At 62.9% G+C, this 14,269-nt stretch carries 9 protein-coding genes; 7 read left to right on the top strand and 2 right to left on the bottom strand.

What is annotated here, in order from left to right:
• The first annotated feature begins 64 nt into the window (after positions 1–64).
• On the top strand, positions 65–1,483 hold the full coding sequence (locus CKO25_RS05830; protein WP_200386979.1) for a DegQ family serine endoprotease: 1,419 nt from the start codon (positions 65–67) through the stop codon (positions 1,481–1,483).
• A gap of 73 nt (positions 1,484–1,556) precedes the next feature.
• Here CKO25_RS05830 and CKO25_RS05825 read toward each other — a convergent pair whose 3' ends face one another.
• On the bottom strand, positions 1,557–1,970 hold the full coding sequence (locus CKO25_RS05825) for a DUF2177 family protein (RefSeq protein WP_200386978.1): 414 nt from the start codon (positions 1,968–1,970) through the stop codon (positions 1,557–1,559).
• Between the two features lie 193 nt (positions 1,971–2,163).
• On the opposite strand from CKO25_RS05825, the gene CKO25_RS05820 reads away from it, so the two are divergent.
• The 6 genes from CKO25_RS05820 (at position 2,164) to gdhA (ending at position 11,520) form a co-directional block, all read left to right on the top strand.
• The gene (locus tag CKO25_RS05820; RefSeq protein WP_207162026.1) at positions 2,164–3,462 is read left to right on the top strand and encodes a glutaredoxin family protein; all 1,299 of its coding nucleotides are present in this window, start codon (positions 2,164–2,166) and stop codon (positions 3,460–3,462) included.
• Positions 3,463–3,684: 222 nt separating this feature from the next.
• Positions 3,685–5,670: a 1-deoxy-D-xylulose-5-phosphate synthase gene (dxs, locus tag CKO25_RS05815; RefSeq protein WP_200386976.1), complete on the top strand. Its 1,986-nt coding sequence runs from the start codon at positions 3,685–3,687 to the stop codon at positions 5,668–5,670.
• Positions 5,667–7,049: a DUF945 family protein gene (locus CKO25_RS05810; protein WP_200386975.1), complete on the top strand. Its 1,383-nt coding sequence runs from the start codon at positions 5,667–5,669 to the stop codon at positions 7,047–7,049. The genes dxs and CKO25_RS05810 overlap by 4 nt, the downstream gene beginning before the upstream one ends.
• Before the next feature lie 99 nt (positions 7,050–7,148).
• Positions 7,149–8,591, top strand: a complete 1,443-nt coding sequence (locus CKO25_RS05805) for a TldD/PmbA family protein (protein WP_200386974.1) — start codon at positions 7,149–7,151, stop codon at positions 8,589–8,591.
• Positions 8,588–9,907 carry a TldD/PmbA family protein gene (locus CKO25_RS05800; protein WP_200386973.1) on the top strand — a complete coding sequence of 440 codons (1,320 nt, stop codon included), beginning with the start codon at positions 8,588–8,590 and terminating at the stop codon, positions 9,905–9,907. Before CKO25_RS05805 ends, CKO25_RS05800 begins: the two co-directional genes overlap by 4 nt.
• 263 nt (positions 9,908–10,170) lie before the next feature.
• Complete coding sequence (gdhA, locus tag CKO25_RS05795; protein WP_200386972.1) at positions 10,171–11,520, top strand: NADP-specific glutamate dehydrogenase; 1,350 nt, start codon at positions 10,171–10,173, stop codon at positions 11,518–11,520.
• A gap of 121 nt (positions 11,521–11,641) precedes the next feature.
• Here the strand turns inward: gdhA and CKO25_RS05790 are convergent, their stop codons facing one another.
• Complete coding sequence (locus tag CKO25_RS05790) at positions 11,642–14,266, bottom strand: PEP/pyruvate-binding domain-containing protein (RefSeq protein ID WP_200386971.1); 2,625 nt, start codon at positions 14,264–14,266, stop codon at positions 11,642–11,644.
• Positions 14,267–14,269 lie beyond the last annotated feature (3 nt).

Below are 14,269 nucleotides of genomic sequence, written 5' to 3'. Positions count from 1 at the left end.
GTATCCGGCGAGCTTGTCCGCGCTGCCATCGTTCTGACCGAATCCTCCTGATCCCGGAGCCTCCATGCCTCCCACACGCATCCTGTCGTCCGTTCTCCCGGTCCTGCTGTGCACAGCACTCGTGCCTGGCCTTGCGGCTAGCCGCATGTTGCCTGATTTCGTCGATCTCGTGGCCGAGAACAGTCCATCCGTGGTCAATATCAGCACCAAGCAGGCCCCGGTGACGGCTCCGCGTCTGCCTGATTACACGGTTCCGGATCTTCCCGAGGACAGCCCGCTGCAGGATTTCTTCCGCCACTTCTTCGGCGAGGAGGGGGATTTCCCAGAAGACGATTTCCAGTCGCGTTCGCTCGGGTCCGGTTTCATCGTCTCGTCCGACGGATTCATCCTGACCAATGCCCATGTCGTGGAGGGCGCGGAGGAGATCATCGTGCGCACAAGCGATCGCCGAGAGTTCCTCGCGACCCTCGTGGGCACCGACAAACGCAGTGACATTGCCTTGATCAAGATGGATGCCGAGGGTCTCCCCGCGGTCAAGATCGGTTCCTCGAAGGAACTCAAGGTGGGGGAGTGGGTCCTGGCCATTGGTTCACCATTCGGCTTTGAATCCTCCGCGACCGCTGGGATCGTCAGCGCGAAGGGACGCAGCCTCCCCAGCGAGAACTATATTCCCTTTATCCAGACTGATGTCGCCATCAATCCGGGCAATTCCGGCGGCCCGCTCTTCAACCTCGACGGCGAGGTGGTTGGCATCAACAGCCAGATCTACAGCCGGACCGGCGGCTTCATGGGTCTCTCTTTTGCGATCCCGATCGATGTGGCCATGAATGTCGCCAGCCAGTTGCAGACGACCGGGCGGGTCAGTCGCGGTTGGCTGGGTGTCCTGATCCAGGACGTGACGCGCGAACTGGCCGAAAGCTTCGGCATGATGCAGCCGCGCGGTGCCTTGGTCGCGCAGATCCTGCCAGGGAGTCCCGCCGAGGCCGCGAAGGTCGAAGCGGGTGACATCATCCTGAGCTTCAACGAGCGCGATGTCCCCACCTCGAGCGCACTGCCACCAATGGTGGGTCTGACCCCGGTCGGCGAGACCGTTACCTTGCAGGTCTTGCGCAACGGCGAGTTGCAAGAGTTGACGGTGGAGATCGGTGAACTCCCCGATGAGGAACAACTTGCCACGACCGAGCGCGAACCGCAGCGCGCCGTTGCCAATCCGCTTGGTCTCTTCTTGCGGGACGTGACGCCCGAACAACGCGAGGAGCTGAATGTGCCGTCCGGCGGGGTGCTCGTCGAAGGCGTCGAGACCGGGCCTGCGGACCTCGCCGGGCTGCGTGCGGGCGATCTGATCATCAGATTCGATCATCGCCCGGTGACTGACCTTGCCTCATTCAACCAGATCCTTGATGAGATCCCTTCGGGCAAGTCGGTCGCGGTGCTGGTGCAGCGTGGCGACGGGCGGATGTTCCACGCCATTCGCGTGCCTTAGTCCAGCGGGCGTTGCGGCATCCTGCTGATATCCCGCCGGGTTTGGGTGGGCTCCGTGCGCCCTGTTGACCGGGTCAGGCGCCGAGCAACCACCGGCCCAGGAGGTAGCTGCCGGCGGCCACGCTCGCGCAGAGGACGACGCCCCACAGGGTATCGACCAGCACGACCTTCAGTGGCCACTTCGGCAGTGTCGCCATATTGGTGAGTTCGTAGGTGATGTAGGTGAAGAAGCCGAACAGAGCGCCATTGAGCAAGGCTAGGCCGAGGGATTCCCGCGCCAGTGCTGGCGCGACCGCGAAATAGAGAATGCCAGCGATATAGATCAGGTAGAAACTGACGGCCGCCGTCCAGTTGACATCCGGGCTGAGCAGGTGTGCGAGGTGGTCGCGATAGAAGTGTTTCGCCACGACGCCGAGCCAGAGCAGGTCGACGACGAAGAACACGGGGATGGTCAGCAGGTAGAGTTTCGCAAAGAATAGAATTTGCATGGGTTGACCTCGGTTGTTGGGCGGCATGCGCGAGCCGCGGGATGGATCATGTGCGGATTCTCGACGACATTCGAGTGAGCGGGTGTGGTGAGGCGCGGCAGATCATCCGCGTCGTTCGCGGCTTGCCACACTGAGTTGGGGTTGCGCCATCGTCATTCGACCCTCGGCGGGGCATTCGGCGACAGGAGTGGTGATGTCAATCACATCTTGGATTCGGTTGCTGACCGTGATCGTTGGGCTCCTGGTCCCCGCAAGCCAAGCCCTCTCGAGCGACGCGGTTGGCACGGCGGTTTTTGAACCGGCCGATTGGGTGACGCGCGACGCCGACGGCGTGACGCAGGTCCGACTCCTGGTCTTCTGGACCAGGACCTGCCCGCATTGCCTGGATGCGCTGCAATTCCTCGCGACACTTCCCACATCCGCACCCTGGATCGAGGTTCACTCCTTCGATCTGAGTGCCGAGCGTGCGCACGTCGAGCGCTACGTCGCCTTGGCCGCGGCGCTGGGGGAGGATGCGCGCTCCGTTCCAGCCTTCTTCGTCTGTGGCCGCATGGTCACCGGTTTCGATGACGCCCAAGGGGTCGGGGCACGTCTGTTGCGTCTCGCCCACGCCTGTCGGGAGGCGGCGAGCGCGGAGACCTGGGACGCCCCCGTGGATGAAGAGCCGGCCGTCCTGCTCCCGTTCTTGGGTTCACTCGAGGGCGCAAACCTGTCCTTGCCGCTGTTCACGCTGGTGATCGCTGGGCTTGATGCCTTCAATCCGTGCGCCTTCTTCGTCTTGTTTTTCCTTCTGAGCCTGATGGTGCATACCCGCAGTCGGGCACGGATGCTGCTCGTCGGCGGGATCTTCGTGCTCTTCTCGGGATTGGTCTATTTTGTCTTCATGGCCGCCTGGTTGAATCTGTTTTTGCTCATCGGCGGCGCGGGCGTGGTCACGACGGCGGCGGGGATCGTGGCACTCCTGATTGGTGCCTTGAATGTCAAGGACTATTTTCTGTTCGGCCGGGGGCCGAGCCTGGTGATTCCGGAACAGGCCAAGCCTGGGCTGTTCACACGCATGCGCGGCCTCCTGTCGGCTGATCGATTCGGGGCGCTCTTGGTCGGGACGATGGTCCTGGCGTTGGCCGCTAACAGCTACGAGTTGCTCTGCACCGCCGGCTTTCCGATGATCTATACGCGGACCCTGACCCTTCAGGAGCTGCCGTCCGCAACCTACTATGGCTATCTGGCCTTGTACAACCTGATCTATGTGACGCCGCTCCTGGTGATCGTTCTGCTCTTCAGCCTTGTGCTGGGTGCGCGCAAGCTCTCGGAACGTCAAGGCCGGGTCTTGAAACTGGTATCGGGCCTCATGATGCTGGGGCTCGGGTGCCTGATGTTGATCGCGCCCGAGCTGTTGATCAACCCGATCTTCGGGGGGATGCTCCTGCTCTTCGCTGTGGCGGTGGCCGGTCTCCTCGCCCTGTTCGAGCGGCGCATGACCGCGGCTTGAGGCCGGTCATGGGGCACGGCCTTGGAATGGCCCGCGTCCCTGCCCGCTGCCGTCTGGTCGCCGATTCTGATCATTCCGGCGGGCGCCGGCAGCCCTGCGCCACCCGATTGTGGTGCAGAATCCGCGGATGACCCGAGTTGTTGGCGGGTTGTTGTCTTGCGCAGTGACGTGTGGATTCGTCTAAACTAGCCGACCGTCCCATCCAGCTGCGAAGACCCCATCATGCCCGACCAGCCCGTCATTGACTCAGGTCTCACCCTGCATCGTTACCCGCTGTTGGCCTCAATCGACTCCCCGGCCGATCTGCGTGCCCTGCCCGAGCATCTGTTGTCAGCGGTGGCGAATGAGTTGCGCGGATTTCTGGTGGACACCGTTGCCGAAACAGGGGGACACCTCGCCGCGGGGTTGGGTGTGGTCGAACTCACGATTGGCTTGCACTATGTCTTCGAAACCCCGTTCGATCGGTTGGTCTGGGATGTCGGGCACCAAGCCTATCCACACAAGATCTTGACCGGGCGTCGCGATCGGATGCGAACCTTGCGACAACAGGGTGGCCTGTCCGGCTTTCCCAAACGCTCTGAGAGCGATTACGACTGTTTCGGCGTTGGCCATTCGAGCACCTCGATCAGCGCCGCGCTCGGAATGGCGCTCGCCGCTCAGCGACTCGGCGAACGGCGCGATGTGGTCGCCATCATTGGCGACGGCGCCCTCAGCGCGGGCATGGCTTTCGAGGCACTCAATCATGCCGGATCGATGGACATCGATTTGGTGGTGATCCTCAACGACAATGAGATGTCCATCTCCCCCCCCGTCGGGGCCATCACCAATCATCTCGCGCGCCTCTTATCAGGAAAGTTCTATACCACGATGCGAGAGGGCAGTAAGACCGCGCTGCGGGGGATGCCCCAGCTCCGCCATCTGGTTGGACGTTGGGAAGAACATATGAAGGGCATGCTGATGCCCAGTACCCTCTTCGAGGAACTCGGATTCAATTACATCGGCCCAATCGATGGTCACGATGTCCATGCCGTGGTCAAGACGCTTCGCAACATCAAAGAGATGCCGGGGCAGCGCTTTTTGCACGTGGTGACGCAGAAAGGCCACGGCTATGAACCGGCTGAAGGACAGCCCGTGACCTATCACGGGGTGACGCCGTTCGATCGCCGCACCGGTGAGTTGCGCAAGGGGGCGTCGAAAGGCCCGACCTACACCCAGATCTTTGGCGGTTGGCTGTGCGACACGGCCGAACGTGATGCGCGGCTCGTCGGCATCACGCCGGCGATGTGCGAGGGCTCGGGGTTGACGCAGTTCGCGAAACGGTTTCCGGATCGTTTCTTCGACGTCGGGATCGCCGAACAGCATGCCGTCACACTGGCGGCGGGCATGGCCTGTGACGGCCTGAAGCCGGTGGTTGCCATCTATTCGAGCTTCTTGCAACGTGCCTACGATCAACTCATCCACGATGTCTGCCTGCAAGATCTCGATGTCACCTTCGCGGTCGATCGCGGCGGATTGGTGGGTGCGGACGGGGCGACCCATGCGGGAAGTTTCGATTTGAGCTTCAGTCGCCCGCTGCCGAAACTCATCATCATGGCGCCCGCGGACGAGAACGAATGTCGTGCCATGCTGCGCACCGCTTATGAGTATCCAGGCCCGGCGATCGTGCGCTATCCACGCGGCACTGGTCCGGGCGTTGCGATCGATCCGATGGCCGATGCGCTCGAGCTCGGTCGTGGGGTCGTGTGTCGCCAGGGCGCGAACATCGCGATTCTTGCCTTCGGCAGTATGGTGACCCCGGCGCTGCAGGCGGCCGCGGCCTTGGATGCCACGGTGGCAAATCTGCGCTTCGTGAAGCCACTCGATGGCGCGCTCATCGAAGCGCTCGCGACCAGCCACGATCTGCTGGTCACGGTGGAAGAAAATGCCATCGCCGGGGGCGCCGGCAGCAGCGTGGCCGAGTGGTTGGCTGAACAGGGGCTGACCACGCCGTGCGTGCATCTGGGGCTGCCAGACCGCTATATTGAGCACGCCGAACACGCTCAGCAACTGGCGGAATGCGGCCTGGATGCCGCGGGCATCGAGGCCTCCGTGCGCGCTGCCTTCAGCCGTTTCGACCTGCATCGCCTGTTGCCGGCGACTGAGAGTACGCCGGATCCAGCCATGACATCACCCCGCGCGGTCCGACAGCAAGGTTCCGGGGGCGGATGAGACGCATCCTCGGCGCGGTCGCGCTTGCCGGGATCCTGATCGTCGCCTTGGTCCCCCCCGTGCTGGGATTGCTGGCGCATGGGGGGTATCACGCCCTGAGTCGTGACCTCATCGCGGCCTTGCCTGACCCGGGGGTCATCGAGAACCGTTATGAGGCCGGCTGGTTCTCCTCCCGCGCGACCCTGGAGTTGGCGATGGAGCTCGAAGGGGTGATGGAACGAGGGCCTCTGCTCATGCGTCTCGACACGGTGCTCGAGCAGGGTCCGCTGGCTTGGCTCCCGCCCTCTTTCCCCCCCCGTTTCGCACGTCTTCACTCTGAATTGAAACTGGCTGGACTCCCCATCGAGGTCCCGCCGCTGATGTTGACGAGTGATCTCATGGCCGATCGCTCCATCAGGGTCGAGCTTGCGGCGCCAGCCTTCGAGACGATCGCGACCGATGACTCCTGGGGCCTAGCGGTGAGTCCAAGTACCGGGACGCTGCACGGGAGCTTTGAAGGCTCGCGCATCCTCGCCGGCTTCCAGATCCCGGCGCTGCGCCTGCTTGGCTCGGCGGTGGCGCGTGCCGAAGGAGTCGAACGGGCCGAACCCCTTGAATGGGACGAGGTGGTTCATCTGAGTGACATCCGATTCGACGTGGAGCAGGTGCGCGGGGATCAGGGGCACCCCGAGCGCACGGCCCGGCTCGCGCTGGCGCGGGGGCGCTTCGGCGAGGGCCCGCCCGAGTCACCCGCGCTCGCGCTGGAGGGGACCAGGTTGGAGCTGCGGCAGTGGGCGGAGCCAACGGCACCAACGGATCTCGTGACCCTGCGGCTGCGGCTCGAGAGCGAGCGGATCGTGACCCCGGACCACTCGCTGAGCCAGGCCACGCTTGGGCTCGCGCTCGAACGACTGGACGCCGCGGCGCTCGCGCAGTGGTTTCAGGAACTTGCCGTGCTGCGCGCGAGCGGTGTAGCGCCAGAGCTTCGGGGCCAGATGGCACTGGGGATGCTGGCGGCCATGATTCCGCGATGGACGCGTGAGGGTCTGCGTCTCGAATTGGCTCCGGTTCATGCCGAGACGCCGCAGGGTCTGATCAGTGGGCGTCTGGACCTGGGCCTTGACGATGCGGTCGCCCCGAGCCCTTGGCCGGGCTGGCGCCCGCTCGCTTGGCTCTCGCAGTTACGAGGGCAGGGTGAACTCGAACTCCCGGAAGACTTTCTGCTGGATGGGGGACGGCAACCGGAGACCGGCTCGGATGGACGCGCGGCGATCCGAGCGCCCATCGCGGCCTGGGTCGCTGACGGCTGGATCACGCGCGATGCCGGACAGCTTCGCTCGGCATGGCGCCTGGGAGACGGACTCCTGACCGTGAATGGCAAGACGGTCCCGTTGCCCTGATCAGGGTTGTCCCGAGACTGGTTGACACGGTCGCTCAAGACATCGAGAGTGAACCCAGCACCAGTCGATCGCACTCAATTCACCTGCATTCGGAATCCGATGGAACAGCTTTGTGAGATTGCCGAGATCTTTCAGGCCCAGGCGCCCGCCTGCGACGCTTGGACGCTGCGTTTGGTCGAGGAGGAACATGACCATCTCGAGATCCGGCAGGGGGTCGTCGAACCGAGTCGCTGCAGGACGTCATGCGGTGCCATGGTGACCCTGATGCTGGAGGGTGGGGTCGGTTATGGCGCGACCAGCGACCTGAGCCCCGCGGGTTTGCGAGCCGCCGCCGCGCGTGCAGCTGACTGGGCGCGCCTGCATGCGCGTCTAGGGCTCTTCGATGCCCGACTCAGCCCGTGCCCGAGCACGCGCGCGGACTATCGCACAGCCATCCAGGAGCCCTGGGAGAGCCTCTCGATCGGAGAGAAACTGGCGGTGCTGCGGGAGGTCGATCAAGCCCTCGCCATCGATGAACGCATCGTCGATCGCGCGGCATGGGTGACGCGTCGCCAGGTGTCCCAGTTGCTCGTGACCAGTGCTGGCGGACGGGTCTCGCAGGTCTTGGATTTCGTGCATCCGGGATTGGTCGCGGTCGCGCATGCCGGCAGCCAGACGCAGCGGCGTCACGGCGGCGGGGCGGACTGGCCGCAACAAGGCGGCTGGGAGCGCGTCGCGGCGGTGCGTCTGCTCCAAGCGGCACCGGTGGTCGCTGAAGAGGCGCTCGCCCTGCTCGCCGCCCCCGATTGTCCGCGCGACACCCGCGATCTGATCCTGCTCCCGAGTCAGATGGTTCTGCAGATCCACGAGAGCATCGGTCATCCCTTGGAACTGGATCGGATCCTCGGTGACGAGCGCAATTACGCGGGGACGAGTTTCGTGACGCCTGAGATGTTCGGTCACTACCGGTATGGTTCGGACCTCTTGAACGTGACCTTCGACCCCACCGTAGCCAATGAGCTGGTTTCGGGGGTGGCCGATGATGAGGGGACTCCAGCAGGGCGCGAATATCTCATCCGCCGCGGCATCCTTGAGCGTCCGCTCGGCGGCGCGCTCTCGCAAGCGCGAACCGGATTGCCGGGAACCGCGAATGCGCGGGCCAGTGGTTGGGATCGTCCGCCGATCGACCGCATGGGCAATCTCAATCTCGAACCGGGCGCGGGATCGCTCGCGGATCTGGTCGCGCGTGTTGAACGCGGCATTCTGATGGACACCAATCGCTCGTGGTCGATCGACGATAGTCGCAACAAATTCCAATTCGGCTGTGAATGGGGACGCCTGATCGAGAATGGCGAACTCGCGGGCGTGGTACGCAATCCCGGATATCGTGGCATCTCCGCGAATTTCTGGCGAAGCCTCGACGGCGTGGGTGGTCCAGAGACGCTTGAGGTGCGTGGTGTGCGCAACTGCGGCAAGGGTGAGCCCAATCAATCCGTTTATGTGGGGCATGCGGCGCCGCCATGCCTCTTCCGGTCGGTTGCGGTGTTCGGGGGTGGCGAGTGAGGATGGAGGCCTTTTTTGGCTTTGCCGAGCAGCTGTGCGACGGCCTATGCGGCAACGAGATTCTCTTTGCCAACCTTGCGCGTGAATCCTCGGACTTCGTGCGACTCAACCAGAATCGGGTTCGTCAAGCCGGTCACGTTCGCGCGCTCGCGCTCACCTTGACCCTGAGTGGTGGCGCCAAGCAGGTTGAGGGCAGTTGCGATCTCAGCGGTGACCCTGATCAGGATCTCGCGCGTGCGCGGACGTTGCTCGCGGGTTTGCGCGCGCGCTTGGCGCATGTTCCAGAGGATCCCTACCTCAATCTGTCATTGCAGCCGACGAGAAGTGAGCGCCGCGCCTCAGCGTGCGCGCCCGCATCGCACAGCGCAGTCGAGACCCTCATCGCGGCGGCCGATGGTCTGGATCTGGTCGGGATTTGGGCGAGTGGTGAGATGGCGGACGGTCTGGCCAGCTCATTGGGGCATCGTCATTGGCACGAGAGTGTGAGCTTCCATTTGGACTGGAGTCTCTATCTGGAGGGGGACAAGGCCGTTAAAGGGGTCTACAGCGGCTTTCGCTGGGAGCCGGACTGTCTGCGACGGCGGCTCGCAACGCTCACGGATGGTTTGCGGGCGATGGCACGGCCTGCCAAAACCCTGGAGCCGGGGCGCTATCGTGCCTATCTGGCTCCTAGCGCGGTGCAGGAACTTATGGACATGCTTGCCTGGGGTGGCTTCGATCTCAAGAGTCATCGCACGCATCAAACCCCCTTGTTACGCATGGTGCGTGGTGAGCGGGCCTTTGATCCGCGGATCAGTATCCGCGAGGAGCACAAGCGGGGGCTCGTCCCGACCTTCACGCCCGAAGGTTTTCTGCTGCCACCGCACGTAGATCTCATCACGGCTGGGCAGCTCGCAGGTTGCCTAGTCGATGCGCGGACCGCGCGGGAATTCGGTGCGGCAGTGAACGCGTCGAGCGGGGCGCCCGCGTCGCTTGCGCTGGCTCCGGGTGCGCTCGAGGAGTGCGACATCCTGGCTCGTCTCGGCACCGGACTCTGGATCGGTCACCTCTGGTACTGCAACTGGTCCGATCCAAACGACTGTCGTGTCACCGGGATGACCCGCTTTGGAACCTATTGGGTCGAGAACGGCGAGATCGTGGCGCCGGTGAAGGTGATGCGCTTCGACGATAGCCTCTATCATCTCCTCGGTGACCGGCTCGAGGACCTGACGGCGGCGCGTGAACTGCTGATGTCGCCTCAGACCTACGATGGGCGCTCCAGTGACAGCGCCGTGTTGCCTGGGATCCTCGTCGCCGGCATTGATCTCACGCTGTGAGCGCGCACTCTAGCGCGGCTCTAACCAATTGAGGCATGATGAGACCCCGTCCGAAAAGGTCTGGCGCGGTGTGCGTCGGGTTGTGCAGACGTGATGCCGATCGCCTGTTTGAGCAGTGAGCGTGCGTTGTTCGTCGAGCTGGGCGTGAGATGCGGTGAGCGATCCAGTGCGCTGGTGCTCGTGCCGCGCTGGTTCCATTGGTCCGAGCGCCGAGTGGGTGCAGCGTGCCCGCGGGCGCCGGGCTGTTGTTGGAGTAGATCACCATGGTTGCAGGTCTCGACGAAAAGCTTGAGCCAATCTATCAAGATGTGTTGCGCCGGAATCCAGGCGAGACGGAGTTTCATCAGGCGGTACGCGAGGTCCTCGAGACCTTGGGCCCCGTGCTGGTGAAATACCCCGAACTTGCCGATCAGAAGATCATTCAACGCATCTGTGAACCGGAACGCCAGATCATCTTTCGAGTGCCCTGGCAGGATGACCGTGGCCAGATCCAGATCAACCGCGCATTTCGCGTCGAGTTCAATAGCGCGCTCGGCCCCTTTAAGGGCGGGATGCGGTTTCATCCCTCGGTCTATCTGGGCATCATCAAATTCCTCGGCTTCGAACAGATCTTCAAGAATGCCCTGACGGGACTGCCGATTGGCGGTGGCAAGGGCGGGAGCGATTTCGACCCCAAGGGAAAATCCGACTCCGAGATCATGCGGTTCTGTCAGAGTCTCATGACCGAACTCTACCGCCATATTGGTGAGCACACCGACGTCCCGGCAGGCGATATCGGCGTCGGGCAGCGTGAGATCGGCTATCTGTTCGGCCAATACAAGCGCATCACCAATCGTTATGAGTCGGGCGTCTTCACCGGCAAGGGGCTGAGTTGGGGTGGGAGTCGCGCGCGCACCGAGGCAACCGGCTACGGGACCATCTTCTTCCTCGAAGAAATGCTTAAGGTGCGTGGCGAATCGATCGAGGGGAAGACCTGCATCGTCTCGGGTTCGGGAAACGTTGCCATCTATGCCATCGAGAAGGCAATGGCAATGGGCGCGCGCGTCATTGCCTGTTCGGACTCTAATGGGGTGGTCGTCGATCAAGATGGCATTGATTTGGATTTACTCAAGCAGATCAAGGAGATCGAACGCCGTCGCCTGACCTCTTATGTCCAGGAGAAGACCAGCGCGACCTATCTCGAGGATGGCTGCATCTGGAACATCCCCTGCCAAGTCGCACTTCCCTGCGCGACTCAGAACGAATTGACCGCGAAGGATGCGCAGTGTCTGATCAAGAACGGCTGTATCGCGGTCGCCGAGGGCGCGAACATGCCCACCACGCCCGAGGGCATCCGTGTCTTGCTCGAGGCTGGTATCCCATTCGGCCCGGGCAAGGCCGCTAACGCTGGCGGGGTCGCGACGAGCGCCCTGGAGATGCAACAGAATGCGAGCCGCGACTCTTGGAGCTTCGAGCATACCGAGCAGCGGCTGCAGCAAATCATGGTGAATATCCATCGTCACTGCTATGAGACCAGCGAAGAGTTCGACGCCCAGGGGAACTATGTGGTCGGTGCCAATATCGCCGGTTTCTTGAAGGTTGGTCAGGCCATGGCGGCCCTTGGGCTCGTCTAAATCAGGTTCTCAACGTCCCTGCCTGGGAGTGCCGCGTTCCGCATCAAGGCCGCGACCGCGTGCCACTCCCTGCCCCTCTTTTTCCCATTGGCGTTCGCGGCTGCACGAGGCCGAGCACGGCTCAGTCTGTCTGATAGCAGAGGAGTCGTTGACTCAGCACATCCGCCACGACGCGTAACCCGGTCTCGCCAACGTCAAACAGTCGGACGGTTTGCGCGACGGCCTCATCGACCTGCTCGTCCAGATCCAGTGTCAGGCGGTGGGAATGCGGGAGTGCCTCGAGCCATTCCGCCCGATAGCGGCTGTCCTGTTCTTGGGGAAAGAGTGCGACATAGGCAATCTGGGATTCGACCAGGTCCTGGAAGAAGTGCGATCCAAAGGAGAGGTCCGGAACCATGCCATCACCAAGTTCCGCGACCTCGGCGATGATGGCGATCCGGCTGATATCAGCAAAACGGATCGGTACGCCCAACTCCGGGGTGCTGGTGCCCCAACGGCCGGGCCCGATGAGCAATGTCGGGCAGGCGCTGCGATCGGGGATGCGACGGTTGAGTTGTCCGACCAGGCGCGCGACCGCGAATTTCTGGGCTTGGGTAAGGGCACTGTAGCGCGGCCCCTCGACTTGGATGATCCGCTGGATCGGTTGATCGATATTGCCACCCATGAAACGTCCATCGGTGGCGAAGAAGAGACGACGCTCGGGGACGCTCTCAGGGAGGGCGACGCGTTGACTCAGCCCGAGGGTTTGGAGCGGACGGCATTGCACCAAGCTGAACGAGGGTGTGCCGTCCGCCGCGAGATGGACGGTGAACTCGATGTCGACGGGATAAGCATAGGCGGCCTCGAGCGTCCGCAGCATCTCCCGCAGCAAGGGGACGAAGGGCGTCTCGCGCAGGAGGGGCGCGAAGGACAGTCGCCACACCTGCTGGGAGCTGCCTCGTTCGCGTGCGCGTTGTGTGGCATCGCGATCGCGTTCGGCGCACCAGCGTAATGGGAGTTCGGGGTCGTCACTCAAATCACGCACGCGCAGGGTGCGTAAGCGGTTTTCCGAGATATCCAGAACATCGATGTCATGCTGCGAGAAGCGTGCGGCATCGGCGTGATCGCGGAAGGGGCGCTTGTGGGGCTGATCGAGGGCGACGACGCAGGCATGATCACCTTCGATGCGATCGACGGCCCGGGTCCCGAGACCCATGACGAGTCGCGTCATTCCGGCACCCGGGTCCATGGATTCCTCCCACACGAAGATATTGCGCGAAACGCCGACCCCCGCGACATCGGGAAAGTAATAGCGGTCGTGATAACGACCGCAGACGCGCTGCAGCAGCAGTCCCATCGGCTCTTCGAGTTCGGCGAGGCCGCGTTGGAGACGATAGGCGAGGGCGTCCTCACTCATGGTGCTGGCGAAGACGCGACAAATCGCCCGTTCGAGTTGTTCCAGTCGATCCTCGGGCGCGCCTTGGTTGACGAGGAAGAGGCTCTCGTACTTGCCGGCGAAGGCATTGCCAAAGCCGTCCTCGAGCAGGCTGCTTGAGCGCACGAGGATCGGATATTGGCCGAAATAGTCGAGCATCCGTTCTAGATCCAAACGGATCTCATCGGGTAGGCGCCCTTGCAACATATCCAGTTGCAATGAGCGCGCCTCTGCGAAATAGCCGTCCGGGGTCCGTTGTCGCATGATCCGGTCCCACCAGCGATTGTGGACCAGAAAGGAATAGTAGACGTCGGATCCCAGAAAGAAGGAGTCGTGCGGGTCGAGGTGTTGTTGCCAGCGTGCGTGGTCGTGCGCGAGCAGGATGCGCCGGGCGAGGAGCATGCCGACCGCCTTCCCGCCAAGGTAACCACTCCCGATCATGCGTGCGCGCACATCGATCAGATCCTTCAGCCGCAGATAGCGACGGGCGAGCGCGATGATGCGTTCATCGCGACTGATCAGGATCTGAAAGAGTTGCTCGATGATCTGATCCCGTCGCTCCCCCTCCTCATCCTGTTGCAGCACCTCCGCGGCATCGAGGAACAGCCGATCCCAATAGTCGAGTTGCCGCTGCGAGGTTTCGCCTTTTCGTTGCTCCAGGCGTGCATGCAGTCGGGTGGCGTCACTGCTGTCGATCACTGGGCGAAAGGCTTCACCGTCGTGCGCATGCGGCAGGAACATGGTCGGCGACTGGCGCTTCCAGACCTTCACCGGTTGCACGTAGCACTGGCCATCGGCGTGTCGCACGTCGATCAAGACCTGAGTGGTCTCGCGGATGCGTGCCATGGTGGTATAGCAATGACTGCTGGAGAGCAGTCCGAAATAGGCCACCGTATCGAGTTCGTAGAGATAGGGACAGATGACTTGGAAGAGGTTGCCGACCATGAGGTCGGTGGCCCAGGCCGAGAGCAGATCGGAGAGACAATCGAAGACATAGAAGGCGCCGCGTCCATGATCCGTGATGAGCTGGTAGACGTGGCGGGTGAAGGCCTCGAAGCCCCGCAGGGCATCGATCGCCACGATCCTGATGCCCGGCCCTGGGGTGACCAGTGGTGGATGTTGACCGAAGCGGAAATAGATGATCGACCGCTCGCCCGCAACCGCTTGTGAGACGAACGGATCGACGAACTGGCGATAGTCCGCGACATCGTCGATGCGCCAGACGACATTGTCGCCGATGCGCAGGTCGTCGAGGACGCGATCGAGTTGTGCGAGCCCCGTGGAGACACGCTCCGGGTCGTCTGCATCAGCGGTTGCAGGATTGTGTGGCATCAA

Source organism: Thiocapsa imhoffii (assembly GCF_016583985.1).
In the GTDB taxonomy this organism is placed as follows: domain Bacteria; phylum Pseudomonadota; class Gammaproteobacteria; order Chromatiales; family Chromatiaceae; genus Thiocapsa; species Thiocapsa imhoffii.
Note: the sequence above shows the minus strand (reverse complement) of the source record. Positions and strands in the feature narration are given on the sequence as shown.

Excerpts from the sequence above, each read along its gene's own strand:
- CKO25_RS05830 (WP_200386979.1), top strand. The coding sequence starts at position 65 with ATGCCTCCCACACGCATCCTGTCGTCCGTTCTCCCGGTCCTGCTGTGC.
- CKO25_RS05825 (WP_200386978.1), bottom strand. The coding sequence starts at position 1,970 with ATGCAAATTCTATTCTTTGCGAAACTCTACCTGCTGACCATCCCCGTG.
- CKO25_RS05820 (WP_207162026.1), top strand. The coding sequence starts at position 2,164 with ATGTCAATCACATCTTGGATTCGGTTGCTGACCGTGATCGTTGGGCTC.
- dxs (WP_200386976.1), top strand. The coding sequence starts at position 3,685 with ATGCCCGACCAGCCCGTCATTGACTCAGGTCTCACCCTGCATCGTTAC.
- CKO25_RS05810 (WP_200386975.1), top strand. The coding sequence starts at position 5,667 with ATGAGACGCATCCTCGGCGCGGTCGCGCTTGCCGGGATCCTGATCGTC.
- CKO25_RS05805 (WP_200386974.1), top strand. The coding sequence starts at position 7,149 with ATGGAACAGCTTTGTGAGATTGCCGAGATCTTTCAGGCCCAGGCGCCC.
- gdhA (WP_200386972.1), top strand. The coding sequence starts at position 10,171 with ATGGTTGCAGGTCTCGACGAAAAGCTTGAGCCAATCTATCAAGATGTG.
- CKO25_RS05790 (WP_200386971.1), bottom strand. The coding sequence starts at position 14,266 with ATGCCACACAATCCTGCAACCGCTGATGCAGACGACCCGGAGCGTGTC.